The 13,819-nt window shown below is 70.3% G+C and carries 11 protein-coding genes; 10 read left to right on the forward strand and 1 reads right to left on the reverse strand.

Annotated features, from left to right (window positions below; genetic code table 11):
- Positions 1 to 486: 486 nt before the first annotated feature.
- Positions 487 to 1,059, forward strand: a complete 573-nt coding sequence (locus tag QR77_RS37120) for a TetR/AcrR family transcriptional regulator (RefSeq protein ID WP_040026373.1) — start codon at positions 487 to 489, stop codon at positions 1,057 to 1,059.
- An 89-nt stretch (positions 1,060 to 1,148) separates the two neighbouring features.
- A complete protein-coding gene (locus tag QR77_RS37125) occupies positions 1,149 to 2,357 on the forward strand; it encodes a GDSL-type esterase/lipase family protein (RefSeq protein ID WP_040026374.1) in 1,209 nt (402 codons plus the stop codon).
- Positions 2,358 to 2,447: 90 nt separating this feature from the next.
- On the opposite strand, the gene QR77_RS37130 is transcribed toward QR77_RS37125, so the two are convergent.
- Entirely contained in the window at positions 2,448 to 3,440 is a 993-nt protein-coding gene (locus tag QR77_RS37130; protein ID WP_173476401.1) for a DMT family transporter, read from the reverse strand.
- A 254-nt stretch (positions 3,441 to 3,694) separates the two neighbouring features.
- On the opposite strand from QR77_RS37130, the gene QR77_RS37135 reads away from it, so the two are divergent.
- From QR77_RS37135 to QR77_RS37165, 8 genes are all read left to right on the forward strand, one after another.
- On the forward strand, positions 3,695 to 4,630 hold the full coding sequence (locus tag QR77_RS37135; protein ID WP_078877616.1) for a (2Fe-2S)-binding protein: 936 nt from the start codon (positions 3,695 to 3,697) through the stop codon (positions 4,628 to 4,630).
- Between the two features lie 147 nt (positions 4,631 to 4,777).
- The gene (gene glgA / locus QR77_RS37140) at positions 4,778 to 5,959 is read left to right on the forward strand and encodes a glycogen synthase (RefSeq protein WP_040029314.1); all 1,182 of its coding nucleotides are present in this window, start codon (positions 4,778 to 4,780) and stop codon (positions 5,957 to 5,959) included.
- A gap of 20 nt (positions 5,960 to 5,979) precedes the next feature.
- Entirely contained in the window at positions 5,980 to 7,197 is a 1,218-nt protein-coding gene (gene glgC / locus QR77_RS37145; protein WP_078877617.1) for a glucose-1-phosphate adenylyltransferase, read from the forward strand.
- A gap of 270 nt (positions 7,198 to 7,467) precedes the next feature.
- On the forward strand, positions 7,468 to 8,394 hold the full coding sequence (locus QR77_RS37150) for an NADP-dependent oxidoreductase (protein WP_040026377.1): 927 nt from the start codon (positions 7,468 to 7,470) through the stop codon (positions 8,392 to 8,394).
- Complete coding sequence (locus QR77_RS37155) at positions 8,391 to 9,143, forward strand: GNAT family N-acetyltransferase (protein WP_040026378.1); 753 nt, start codon at positions 8,391 to 8,393, stop codon at positions 9,141 to 9,143. The genes QR77_RS37150 and QR77_RS37155 overlap by 4 nt, the downstream gene beginning before the upstream one ends.
- A gap of 236 nt (positions 9,144 to 9,379) precedes the next feature.
- Entirely contained in the window at positions 9,380 to 10,873 is a 1,494-nt protein-coding gene (locus QR77_RS37160; protein WP_040026379.1) for an SDR family NAD(P)-dependent oxidoreductase, read from the forward strand.
- 218 nt (positions 10,874 to 11,091) lie between these two features.
- The gene (locus QR77_RS47620) at positions 11,092 to 11,265 is read left to right on the forward strand and encodes a hypothetical protein (RefSeq protein ID WP_173476402.1); all 174 of its coding nucleotides are present in this window, start codon (positions 11,092 to 11,094) and stop codon (positions 11,263 to 11,265) included.
- A gap of 153 nt (positions 11,266 to 11,418) precedes the next feature.
- Complete coding sequence (locus QR77_RS37165; RefSeq protein WP_040026380.1) at positions 11,419 to 13,785, forward strand: alpha-L-fucosidase; 2,367 nt, start codon at positions 11,419 to 11,421, stop codon at positions 13,783 to 13,785.
- Positions 13,786 to 13,819 lie beyond the last annotated feature (34 nt).

Below are 13,819 nucleotides of genomic sequence, written 5' to 3' on the forward strand. Positions count from 1 at the left end.
ACCACGGCCTGCTCGCGGACGCTTGGCCGAGTGGGATGGGGCAGTGATCCCTTCGTGCGTGCCCCGCAGGGCAAGCAAGTGGCAGTCGGGAGCAAAGCGGCAGGACAGGCAGGCGTCCCCGGGGAGTCTCCCCCCTGGGGGCGGCCCCCTCATCTGCACTTGCGGTGGAGGGGTGGGTGTCAAGGGTGGAGCGCAGCGGAATCGGCGCAGCCGACGCGACGCAGGAGCGCCCTTGACACCCACCCCGCAACCGCGAAAATCAACAAAAAGGGGCGGCCCGACCCTCACCAAACGGACCCGGCCCACCCCGACCGCCAGCCCGAACCCGCACCCAAAACACCGTGCACCCCGCTCAGCCACTCGCATCCCCGTCCCCGTCCCCGTCCCCGTCCGCGATCACGCCACGCTCCGTCCATACCCACTAAACGATTTGCCTAAAGGGTATAGGCAGATGCACAATCCCTTCAGGCAGATGGAAGGGCACATATGGCAGCGCGCGTAGGACTCACCACAGAACGCCTCGTCCAGGCGGGGGCCGAGCTGGCAGACGAGGTCGGCTTCGGGCAGGTGACCGTTTCGGCGCTTGCCAGACAGTTCGATGTCAAGGTCGCGAGTCTCTACTCGCATCTGAAGAACTCCCAGGACCTCAAGACAAGGATCGCCCTGCTCGCGCTGGAGGAGCTCGCCGACCGCGTCTCCGCCGCGCTCGCCGGGCGAGCCGGCAAGGACGCTCTGGCCGCCTTCGCGAACGTCTACCGCGACTACGCCCGGGAGCACCCCGGCCGCTATGCCGCGGCCCGGCTCCCGCTCGACGCGGAGACGGCGGCCGCGAGCGCCGGTGGCAGGCATGCGCAGATGACGCGCGCGATCCTGCGCGGATACGACCTGACGGAGCCGGACCAGACGCACGCCGTCCGGCTGCTGGGCAGCGTGTTCCACGGCTACGTCAGCCTGGAGCTGGCCGGGGGATTCAGTCACAGCGCCCCTGACTCGCAAGAAACCTGGTCATGGATCCTGGACCGCCTCGACGCCATGCTGCGCAACTGGCCAGCCCCCTGAACCCGGGCGAACGATCCCGCCCTTTTGAACTGACGAAGCAACAGAAGCAACAGAAGAAATCCAAACAACCCAAACAACAGGCTGAGACCATGACCACCAAGCCCAACCCCATCACCAACCCCATAACCACCCCCATCACCGCGAACCTCCTACGCGGCGCCATCGACCTCGAACACACCGCACACGGCGTCCTCCCGCACCGGCTGCCCGCCCAGGTCCGAGCCAGGTACACCGACGGGCAGCTCGCCATGGCGGAGGCCCAGCCCTCCGGCGTCCGGCTGGCCTTCCGTACCCCGGCCACCGTCATAGAGCTGGACACACTGCCGACCAAGCGCGTCTACGTGGGCGCACCGGCCCGTCCGGACGGCGTGTACGACCTGCTCGTCGACGGCCGCCTGGCCGCCCAGGCCAGTGTGACCGGCGGCAACACCCTCACCATCGACATGACCGCCGGCACCGCCGAGCACACTCCCGGCCCCTCCGGCACCCTCAGCTTCAGCGGCCTGCCCGACGGCGACAAGGACGTCGAGATCTGGCTGCCGCACAACGAAGTCACCGAGCTCCTCGCCCTGCGCACCGACGCGCCCGTCGAGCCGGCACCGGACCGCGGCCGTAAGGTCTGGCTGCACCATGGCAGTTCGATCAGTCATGGCTCCGACGCAGCCAGCCCCACCACCACCTGGCCCGCACTCGCCGCCGGCCTCGGCGGCGTGGAGCTGATCAACCTGGGCCTGGGCGGCAGCGCCCTGCTGGACCCGTTCGTCGCGCGTACCCTGCGCGACACCCCGGCCGACCTGATCAGCCTCAAGATCGGCATCAACCTGGTCAACAACGACCTGATGCGCCTGCGCGCGTTCGTCCCCGCCGTCCACGGCTTCCTGGACGCCATCCGCGACGGCCACCCCACCACACCACTGCTGGTCGTCTCGCCGATCTTCTGTGCCATCCACGAAGACACCCCCGGCCCCAGCGCCGTGGACCTCTCCACCCTGGACAGCGGGCAACTGGGGTTCCGGGCCACGGGCGATCCGGCGGAGCGCGCAAGCGGGAAGCTGACACTCAACGTCATACGGGAAGAGCTGGCCCGGATCGTTGAGCAGCGGGCGGCCGAGGATCCGAACCTGCACCACATCGACGGCCGTGAACTCTACGGTGAGGACGACTTCGCCGAGTTGCCTCTGCCCGACCAGCTCCACCCGGACGCCGCCACGCACCGCCGTATCGGCGAACGCTTCGCCGCCCTGGCCTTCGCCGCCACCGGCCCGTTCGCGCACCGCGGCACGCACCGCGGCGAGTGATCACTGCTCGACCGGAACAAGCTCCACCGTGCCGCAAGAACTAACGAACGAATGCCGACCGAGCGCCGAGCGAATGCCGACGGACGTGCCTCAGCGGCGCGACCTGGCCGACCGGCGAGGTACGGGCACCAGGTCCAATATCCGGTCCTGGTCCTGGTCCTGATCGTCGTCCGGGGAGGCGCCGCGCCGCGACCGCGAGGTGTCCGGTGCCTGGTCCTTCGGGTCCGGCTCGGTCGGTTCGTGACCGCTCGCCAGTTGGGAGGTGAGCCGCTCACGGGTCAGCAGGATCAGTCCGGCCGTGGCGACGACCCCGGAGAAGAGCGCCAGCAGGGTGCCGCTCACCCCGTACCGGAAACTCTCGCCGAACAGGGTGAGGCCCACGGCCGCCGCCACCACCGGGTTGACGACCGTCACCACGGCCAGCGGGGCCGCGAGACCCGCGCCCCGGTAGGAGGCCTGAGAGAGCATCAGGCCCGAGGCCGCCAGCGCGGCGATGGCCAGCAGGCTGGGCACCTGTACGGACGTGGTCGCTGACGTCCAGTCAACGGCGACCGTCTTCGTGAAGACCGAGGCGATACCGAAAGCGGCGCCCGCCGCGCCCGCCAGCAGCACGCTCCGTACCATCGGCCTGCGGACGAGCTGCGCCGCCAGGAAGAGCGCTCCGACACAGCCGAAGGTGGCCGCGCCCAGGATCAGCCGCTCCCCGCCGTCCAGCGAGTGCGAATCGCCGCTCCCCGTCAGCGCGAGCAGGCCCGCGAGCCCGACGGCGGCCATGAACGCACCCCGCCACGCCGTACGCCCCGCCTTGCGGCCCACGAACAGCGCGGCCATCGGCAGCGCGAAGACGATCGTCAGCGCACCCAGCGGCTGGACCACGCTGAGAGGTCCGTACGCCAGGGCGCCGACATGGAGCAGCGCCCCGAGGCCGTTCAGCAGTACGGACGCCCACCACACACCGTGGTGCCAGGGCGCGTAAGGGCGGTCGGGGGTGTCGGTGGCGACATGCTCCTGGAGAATCGCCGCGGCCGCGTAGGCGACGGCGGAGACCAGCGACAGCAGTACGGCCAGCGCAAGTGCACTCATGGCATCCACGATCCCTCTTCGGCACCGTTAATTCGTCGTCCTGGAGAGGTCATTCCGGCGTACCACTCCCGTAGTACAGGATGGACCCCGGGTGTAGTCCTATGGAGGGCCGACCAGGTCAGCGAGGTGTACAGGACCTTCACCGCTGGTGATCCTGGCGTACCGGAGGGGCTTGTGCTCCGACGCAACGCCGATGAACACGTCACGACCGTGGTCGGCCGTGGTCGACCGTGACGCGCAGGAGAGGGGCGGGGATGGACGGGAGTGACAGGAGCGGCGGCCTGGGCACGGCGGGTCTGTCCGGGGCGGACCTGGCCAGGGTCGCCACCGTAGGCGGTTTCTTCGCGCTGCGGACAGCTCCACCTGCGGGCCGAGGCCCGGGCCCAAGCCCAGGCCCAAGCCCAAGCCCAGGCCCAAGCCCCGACCCAAGCCCCGGCGCACACACCCCGCTGGCCCGGGTGTACGCAGGGGAGGTGGCCCCGCTGACCGACCGGGTCGACCGGGTCGCCGCCCGCCTGCGTGCACCCGAGCGCAGAATCGGCGCCTCCATCGCGCACCTCGGGCTCGCCGCCCGACTGTGGTCGATCGCGCTGGGCTGCGCCGTACTGACAGGCGCCGTCCCCGACCTCGACCCCGGGCGGCTGTGCTGGAACCCGGCCCTGACCACGCCGGACGACCTCTGGCTCGACGGCGTCCGGGCGCTGCCGGCCACCGCGCGGAGTGTGCGCGAAGCCGTGCAGTACGGGCATCTCGTCCCGCTCGCCGCCGCGCTGCGCGGGCCCGCCGGCATCCGTATCGCTCCCCGCCTGCTCTGGGGCAACGCCGGATCCGCGCTCGCCGGCGCCGTGAGCGAACTTGTCACCTGGGGGCGCGCGAACGGCCGCCCCGACGTCGCCGTGCGCGCCCGCGCGCTGGGCGCCGAACTCTTCGACCACCCGGATCTGCGCGGATCAGGAGAGACACGCGCCGCGGGTTTCGGACGCCCCGCAGGAGACGCGCCCGCCGCAGAGGACACCGGACCAGGACCCGGACCCGGACCCGGACCAGGACCCGGGCCCGAACCCGGCCCCACCGTCTTCCGGCGCCGGAGCTGCTGCCTGTACTACCGCTGCCCTCAGGGCACACTGTGCGGCGACTGCGTTTTTGATCAGCCTCCTCGGCGCTCTTCCCCAAGAGCCGATTCCGGGTGACCATGACCCTGCGACCACGAGTGATGCATGACGACTGATGACTGATGACTGATGTAAGCCGACTTGGGCATTACGACTTACGCATCACGACTGATCCATGACTGCTGATCCATCGATCCATTGATCCACGACGACTGGGGGCACCACGTGAAGGTGGGTCTGCTCACCCGTGAATACCCGCCGGACGTCTACGGCGGTGCCGGGGTCCACGTCGAGTTCCTGGCCAGAGAGCTCAGGGCGCTGACCGACCTCGAAGTCCACTGCTGGGGCGAGAGCAACCGTGCCGACACGGCGGCCGGTGTGACACGCCACCGCCCCGCCCCCCAGCTCGACGGGTCCAACGACGCGCTGCGCACCTTCTCCGTCGACCTCGCGATGGCCGCCGCGCTCCAGGGACGCGAGCTGGTTCACTCGCACACCTGGTACGCCAACCTGGCAGGCCATGTCGGCAAGCTGCTCCACGGCATCCCGCACGTGATGACCGCGCACTCCCTCGAACCCCTGCGCCCCTGGAAGGCCGAGCAACTCGGCGGCGGTTACGCCCTGTCGAGCTGGGCCGAGCGTACGGCGATCGAGTCGGCGGACGCCGTGATCGCCGTCTCACGCGGGATGCGCGACGACATCCTCGGCTGCTACCCCGCGCTCGATCCCGGCAGGGTGCATGTCGTGCACAACGGCATCGACACCACCCTCTACCGGCCCGACCACGACACCGCCGTGCTGGAACGGATCGGCATCGACCCCGACCGCCCCTTCGTCCTGTTCGTGGGCCGCATCACCCGCCAGAAGGGCGTCCCCCACCTGCTGCGCGCCGCCCGCGCCCTGGAGCCGGACGCCCAGCTCGTCCTGTGCGCCGGAGCGCCCGACACCCCTGAGATCGGGCGGGAGTTCCGCGAGCTGGTCGACGGACTCCAGCGCACCCGTGACGGCGTGCACTGGATCCCGGAGATGCTGCCGCGCTCCGAGGTGGTCCAACTCCTCACACACGCCGCCGTTTTCGTCTGCCCCTCCGTGTACGAGCCGCTGGGCATCGTCAATCTGGAGGCGATGGCGTGCGGAACGGCCGTGGTCGCCTCGTCGGTCGGCGGCATCCCCGAGGTTGTCGACGACGGTCGTACGGGGCTGCTCGTCCCGTACGACGAACACGCCCCTGACGCCTTCGAATCGGGACTCACCGAAGCCCTCAACCGGGTCCTCGACGATCCCGAGTCGGCGGGCCGAATGGGGGTAGCAGGGCGGGAGAGAGCGGTGCGTGAATTCGGCTGGGACCAAGTGGCCCGCCGTACGCATGAGCTGTACCAGGACCTTCTCAAGTCCTCATCCTCATAGTCCTCGTAGAGGGAGCGGCGATGCGTGGTGGACCTTCGGTGCTCGGGATCGTACTGGCGGGCGGGGAAGGCAAACGCCTGATGCCGCTCACAGCGGACCGGGCCAAACCAGCGGTGACGTTCGGCGGCACGTACCGTCTCGTCGATTTCGTCCTGTCGAACCTCGTCAACGGCGACATATTGCGCAACTGCGTTCTGACGCAGTACAAATCACATTCCCTGGACCGCCATGTGACCACCACCTGGCGGATGTCCAGCCTCCTCGGGAACTACGTGACACCCGTGCCGGCCCAGCAGAGACTCGGGCCGCGCTGGTACCTGGGCAGTGCGGACGCGATCCTCCAGTCCCTCAACCTCGTCCACGACGAACAGCCCGACTACATCGCGGTGTTCGGCGCCGACCACGTGTACCGCATGGACCCCCGGCAGATGCTCCAGCGGCACATCGAGAACGGCGCCGGGGTCACCGTCGCCGGCATCAGGGTGCCGCGCGCCGAGGCCCCGTCGTTCGGGATCATCACCCCGGGCTCCGACGGTGTCCAGGTCGACCAGTTCCTGGAGAAGCCTGCCGACCCGCCGGGCCTGCCGGGCGACCCCGACCGGGTCTTCGCCTCGATGGGCAACTACCTCTTCACGACCAAGGTGCTGATCGACGCGCTGCACCAGGACGCCGAGGACGAGAACTCGGTGCACGACATGGGCGGTTCCATCCTGCCGATGCTCACCGAGCGCGGCATGGCCCAGGTCTACGACTTCGACGACAACCACGTACCGGGCGAGACGCCCCGCGAGCACGGGTACTGGCGCGATGTGGGAACGCTCGACACCTACTACGACGCGCACATGGATCTCATCTCTAACCACCCGGTGTTCAACCTCGACAACCGCCGCTGGCCCATCTACACCCACTCCCCGCAGCTCCCGCCGGCGCGCTTCGTGGCCGGCGGCATCGCGAGCGAGTCGGTGGTCGGACCCGGCTGCGTCATCCGGGGCCAGGTCACGAGGTCGGTCCTCTCCCCGGGCGTGGTGGTGGCCGAGGGCGCGGTCGTGCAGGGTTCGGTGCTGCACGACAACGTACGGGTGGGCCGCGGCGCCGTCGTGCGCGGCGCGATCCTCGACAAGAACGTGGATGTGCCGCCGGGCGCCACGATCGGCGTCAATCCCGAACGGGACGCCGAGATGTACACCGTCTCCAAGAACGGGATCATCGCGCTCGGCAAGAATCAGTTGGTGGTGTGAGAGGGCCGGTGGCGTGAGCCGGACGGTGGTCTGAGACGGACGACGGTGTGAGCCGGACGGCGGCCCACGCCCGGCAGTGGCCCAAGCCCGACAGTGCCCCGAGCCGGACACATCGGTCCGGCATATGAGACGCGCACGACCGGCTGTGACGGGTCCATGAGCGATGTGTGATCACGGGAATACGGCTCCCGCGCTCCTCCTTGAAACGTCTGTTGCCCGAAAGGCGACGGACACGACCCGGCCCCGAGCCGGGCCGGAGCGAGGAGTCACATGTCGAAGGCGTACGTCTTCACCCGCCACGGCGGTCCCGAGGCGGAGAGCTTCGTGGACCGGCCGCCGCCCGTACCCGGCCCCGGCCAGTTGCGGGTGGCCGTACGCGCCGCCGGTGTGAACCCCGTCGACTGGAAGCTGCGGAACGGCTACACCAGGCCGGGCGCGGCGCCGCTGGAGCTGCCGGCCGTCTTCGGCAGCGAGGCGGCGGGCGTCGTCGAGGAGGTCGGCACGGGGGTGGAGGGCTTCACCCCGGGGGACGCGGTGTACGGCGCCACGCTCACCGGCGGATACGCCGAGCACACGCTGCTGCCCGCCACCGTCTGCGCGCACAAGCCCGACGCGCTGTCCTACCGGGACGCGGCCACGCTGCCGGTCGCCGCGGCGACCGCGTACGACGCCGTACGCCAGGTGGACCTGCGGCCCGGCGCGACGCTGCTGGTCACCGGCGTCGGTGGGGGAGTGGGCGTGGCGACGGCGCAGATCGCGCGCAGCTTCGGCCTTCGCGTCATCGGCACGGCGAGTGCCGGCAAGAAGGACTTCGTGGAGTCGCTCGGCGCCGTACACCTGCCTCCGGGACCCGACATCGCCCGGCGGGTACGGGACGCAGCGCCCGACGGCGTCGACGCGGTCATCGACCTGGTCGGCGGCGCCGACCTCGAAGCCGTCGCCGAACTCCTCGGGCAGGACGACCGTACGAAACTCATCAGCGGGGCCGACCGGGACACCGTGACCCGCCTCGGTGGCTCGCCGATCGTCCGGCAGCGCACCGCGGCCGTTCTCGACGAGGTCGCGAAACTCGTCATCGGCGGCGCCCTGAACCCGTACGTCACCCAGACCTTCCCGCTGGAGCGCGCGGCCGACGCGCTGCGCGCCGTGGAGCAGGGACATGTACAAGGCAAGATCGTGATCGAGGTGGACGCGTGAACACATCGCCCAACCCCGGGGTTCCGCAGCAGGCGCGGACACCGCACCCGCTCGACAACCCGGCCCTGGCCTCGCTGACGGGACCGCACGCGCACTTCGCCGAGCGGCGCGGCAGGCTGCTGCGCTACTCGCCCGACGTGTCCCCGTGGCTGGCGCTGCCCGACGACCCCGGGGCGGAGGACTGGGCGGACGCCGTCGCGCTCGCCGGTCCCGGCGGATCGGTCACCGTCGCCGGATTCGAGGTCCCGCCGCCGGACGACTGGGACGTGCACTTCCGGGCCGACGGCGTGCAGTACGTCGACGCCGGGCTGGCTGCGGTGCCCGACGAGGAAGCCGTACGCCTCACCGCGGCCGACGTGCCCGAGATGCTCGACCTCGTGGAGCGCACCAAGCCGGGCCCCTTCCTGCCGCGCACCATCGAGATGGGCACCTACCTCGGCATCCGCCGCGAGGGCGCGCTCGTGGCGATGGCGGGCGAGCGGATGCACCCGCCCGGCTGGACGGAGATCAGCGCGGTCTGCACGGCGCCCGAGTTCCGGGGACAGGGGCTGGCCGCCCGGCTGATCCTGGCGGTCGCCGCGGGTATCCGCGAGCGGGGCGAGACGCCGTTCCTGCACGCGGCCGCCGAGAACACCGGCGCGCTGCGGCTGTACGACAAGCTCGGCTTCGAGCTGCGGCGGAATCTGACATTCCTCGGGGCCCGGGTGCCCGCGGTGGAGCAGCGCCAGAGCGAACGGGTCGGCGGCTGAGGCCAGGGCCGCCAGGCCCCACCAAGCCCACCAAGCCCACCAAGCCCATCAGGAGAATCTGAGAGGGGACGCGGCCGCACTTTCGCCGCCGCGTCCCCGCCCGGACACGATGCCGGGATTTTGTTGCCTCCCGGCGCGTCGGTATGCTCCTGACCTGCGGGGATGGTCGCAATAGCGAACAAATGCCCCATTTCGGGTTTCCGGCAGGTCGAGTGAACGAGGGAACGGCAGCAGCGATGACGGTGACAGAGGACAGCCCGGCGGCGTACGGCGAGAGCCCCGCGCACGACGACACCTCCGCGTTCGGTCCCGGCATCGACCCCGAGCGTCTCGCGGTCTGCCTGGACGTCCTCGGCGAACTCGACGACATCTCCGTCGACCACCCCGACGCCATAGCGGTCAGGCGCGCCACCGCCGGTATCTACCGGACCGTCAAACAGCGCCGCCGCCAGGAGCGCAGGGCGGCGAAGACCGCCCACGACAAGGCCGTCACCGAGGCCACGGCCACCGGCTCGGCCGAGCGTATCGACGACGAGACGCAGGGTCTGCTGCCCTCGTCCTCCGTGGCCGGTGAGATCGCCGGCCTGCTCCAGCGCCCCCGCTCCTGCTACATCTGCAAGACCCGGTACGTCGAGGTCGACGCCTTCTACCACCAGCTCTGCCAGGAGTGCGCCGCCGAGAACCGGGCCCGCCGCGACGGCAGGACCGACCTCAGCGGCCGGCGCGCACTGCTCACCGGCGGCCGGGCCAAGATCGGCATGTACATCGCGCTGCGGTTGCTGCGCGACGGCGCGCACACCACCATCACCACCCGCTTCCCCGGCGACGCGATCCGCCGCTTCAAGGCGATGGAGGACAGCGCCGACTGGATCCACCGTCTCAAGATCGTCGGGATCGACCTGCGGGACCCGGCCCAGGTCGTCGCGCTCGCCGACTCGGTCGCCGCCGAGGGCCCGCTCGACATTCTGATCAACAACGCCGCGCAGACGGTACGCCGCTCACCGCAGGCGTACAGCGAGCTGCTGGCCGCCGAGTCGGCTCCGCTGCCCGCCGGTGAACTCCCCGCCTCGCACGTCATCGGCGCGTTCGGCAGCGGAGCGCAGGCCGTACTGCCGGCCGGCGGGGCCCAGGCGCTCGGCGCGTCCGACGTCACCGGGCTCGCCCTCGTCGGCGGCTCGGCGACCCTCGCCAGGATCGAGGCGGGTACGGCGATCGACGCCGGCGGCCTCGTGCCGGATCTGCACCACACCAATAGCTGGGTCCAGACGGTCTCCGACGTCGACGCCGTCGAACTGCTGGAGGTCCAGCTCTGCAACTCCACCGCGCCGTTCATCCTGATCAGCAGGCTGCGTCCGGCGATGGCCGCGGCGCGCGCCGAGCGCGCCTATGTCGTCAACGTCTCCGCGATGGAGGGGGTTTTCAGCCGCGGTTACAAGGGCGCCGGACACCCGCACACCAACATGGCGAAGGCCGCGCTGAACATGCTCACCCGCACCAGCGCGCAGGAGATGTACGAGTCCGACCGCATCCTGATGACCGCGGTCGACACCGGCTGGATCACCGACGAGCGGCCGCACCCCGACAAGATGCGGCTCGCCGACGAGGGCTTCCACGCCCCGCTGGACCTGATCGACGGCGCTGCCCGGGTGTACGACCCGATCGTGCGCGGCGAGGCCGGCGAGGACCTGTACGGCTGCTTCCTCAAGGACTACGCGCCCGCCAACTGGTAGAGCCGAACGGCCGGAAACGTCACCCGAACGGAGCCCCATAGAGCGGACGCCCGCTCATCTGGTTACTCTTGTCGGCGAGGACGGCATCAGGAGAACGACCCTCTCCGCGGCTGTCCAGGGACAAGGCCCATTACCACGGCCGCGGTCCCGCCCGAAAAGCGGCGCCACCGCGACGTAACAGCCCTGTCCCAGAGTTGCGCGACACAAAGGAGTGCGCCGTGACATCAGACCCGAAGAAGAAGACCGAGCAACGACCGCAGGACGGCGGCGAGCGGCCCCGGAACCCCGAGAAGCTCGGCAATCTCGAAGTGTGGGCCAGGTCCGCCCCGATCCGGCTGGCGGGCTACGAGGACGACCTCGCGGAGCCGCACATCCTCCAGGGCGTCGACTGACGGAGCACACGGGCGCCCCGCGTTTCCCCTCACGTTTGGGGTGCGGGGCGCCTTCATTCATCCGGATTCATCCGATGACCGTGAGGAACGAGTTCGCGCCCGTCACGTACGAGGCATTGACATGGACCTGTCTGCTTCGAATCATCGGATGTCATGACCGAACTTCCCAGACGCCATGTACTCGGAATGACGGCAGGAGCGGCAGTCGGCGCCGCCCTTGTTCTCCCGGCCACGGCCGACGCGAGCCCGCGCACGAAGGGCCCGGGAGCGGCGGGCGCCACCGATCACGGTGGCGGTGACTGGGGTACGGTCCCCGCCGCCGTACCCGTACCCCTGGACAGCCTGTTCGACAACGACGGCATCGACACCGCCGACGCCCCCGGCGGCGATTTCGACGGCACCGGTTACACCTTCCCCGGCGAGGAACTCCCCGCCGGAGAAGTGGACATCGACGGAGTCACCTACCTCTTCCCTTCCGCTGCGGCGGGCGCGAACAACAACGCCGTCGCGCTCGGGCAGCGTGTCGAACTGCCCCCGGGCCGCTACCTCTCCGGCTTCTTCCTCACCGCGTGCAGTTACGGCGCCGCCTCCGGCACGGCCACCGTCCACTACGCCGACGGCAGTACGTCGACGGCGGCCCTCGGCGGCCCCGACTGGTACGCGGGCAGCGGCGCGCTCGTCGCCGCGTACCGCTACGACCCGTCGGGCGCCAAGGACCCGCACCAGGTGGTCATCGCGACCTCCGAGGTCGCCATGGACCCCGCCAGGCAGGCCGTGGCCCTCACCCTGCCCGTCACCCACGCGGCCGAGGAGAACAGCTCCTCGCTGCACGTCTTCGCGCTGTCGGTCCAACCCGCCGCAGCGGGACGGGCGCTGACCCTGCGTAACGCGCGGGCGACGACCTCCACGCTGGACAACGGCGCGCAGAGCGTCGAGGCGACCGTCGTTAACGCCGGCACCGTGGGCATCCTCTCCTCCGACGCGCTCACCCTCTCCGTGGACGTCCCCGGCGCCCGTACCGTCGCCCCCGCCCACGTCACCCGGCTCGCACCCGGCGAGCAGGCCAGGGTCCGCATCGGCATCCGTCCCTCGCCCGGCACCCCGCCGGGCACCAGCGCCGACGGCACCGTCGTGGCACTCAGCCACGGGCGGCGGGCGGCCGCCGCCGGGCGGGCGCTGACGCTCGGAATCCCCGACTTCCAGCCGACGGACGCGTCCCTGAGCACCCATCAGGCGCCCTACTGGTTCCAGGACGCCAAGTTCGGCATCTTCATCCACTGGGGCGTCTACTCGGTGCCCGCCTGGGCGCCGGTCGGCGTGCAGTACGCGGAGTGGTACTGGGCGCAGATGCAGGACCCGACGAACCCGACGTACGCCTACCACCGGGAGACGTACGGCGAGGCGTTCGCCTACGACGACTTCATTCCGAGGTTCACGGCCGACAAGTTCGACCCGCGTGCCTGGGTCGAGCTGTTCAGGGACGCCGGCGCGCAGTACCACGTACTGACGTCCAAGCACCACGAGGGCTTCGCCCTCTGGGACACCAAGGTCTCCGACCGCAACTCCGTGAAGATGGGCCCGCGCAGGGACATCGTCAGGGAACTCTTCGACGCCTCGCGCCGCTACACACCCGAGCTGCACCGGGGCCTCTACTTCTCGATGCCGGAGTGGTTCAACCCGGACAGCCCCTGGCAGGGCCACGCGCCGCGCAATCCGTACACCCTCGAACCCGTGCCGTACACCGGCTACACCGCGGGCAAGGACTACGTCGAGGACGTCCAGGCCGCGCAGATGCTGGAGTTGATCGACGGGTACGACCCCGAGGTCATCTGGTGCGACATCGGCGGCGAGAACGACAGCCGCCGGGTCCTCGCGGAGTACTTCAACCACGCCAAGAACCGGGCGCGCCCCGTCGAGGTGACCGTCAACGACCGCTCGGGCATCGGGCCGCACGACTTCACCACGCCCGAGTACGCGACGTACGACTCCGTCGTCACCGACAAGTGGGAGTCCAGCCGCGGCCTCGACCCGCGCTCCTACGGCTACAACAGCGCGACCCCGGACGACCAGTACATGACGACGGAGGAAGTGATCCACTCCCTGGTCGACATCGTCTCCAAGAACGGCAACTTCCTGCTCGACATCGGGCCGCGCGCCGACGGCACCATCCCGGAGATCATGCAGCGCAGGCTGCGTGAGACGGGGGAGTGGCTGAAGGTCAACGGCGAGGCGATCTACGGCAGTACGTACTGGGCGAGGATGCCGCAGCTCGGTGAGGACCTGCGCTTCACCGTACGGCCGGACAGCGCGTTCTACATCCACTCGCTCGCCGAGCCCGGGGCGAAACTCACCGTCGCGGCGCCGGTGCCGGTCAGGCCGGGGGTCCGGGTGACACTGCTGGGCCACGACCGGCCGCTGAACTGGCGTACGACCGGCGGCTCGCTGGTCGTGGACGTCCCGGCGGCGGCGCGGGCGGCCGGGCGGCATGTCTGGGTGTTCAAGATCGACCAGCGGCCCTGACGCCCGGTCGGCCCGCGCGGCGGCAACCGCGCGG

The organism is Streptomyces sp. 150FB (genome assembly GCF_000818195.1).
Taxonomy (GTDB): Bacteria; Actinomycetota; Actinomycetes; order Streptomycetales; family Streptomycetaceae; genus Streptomyces.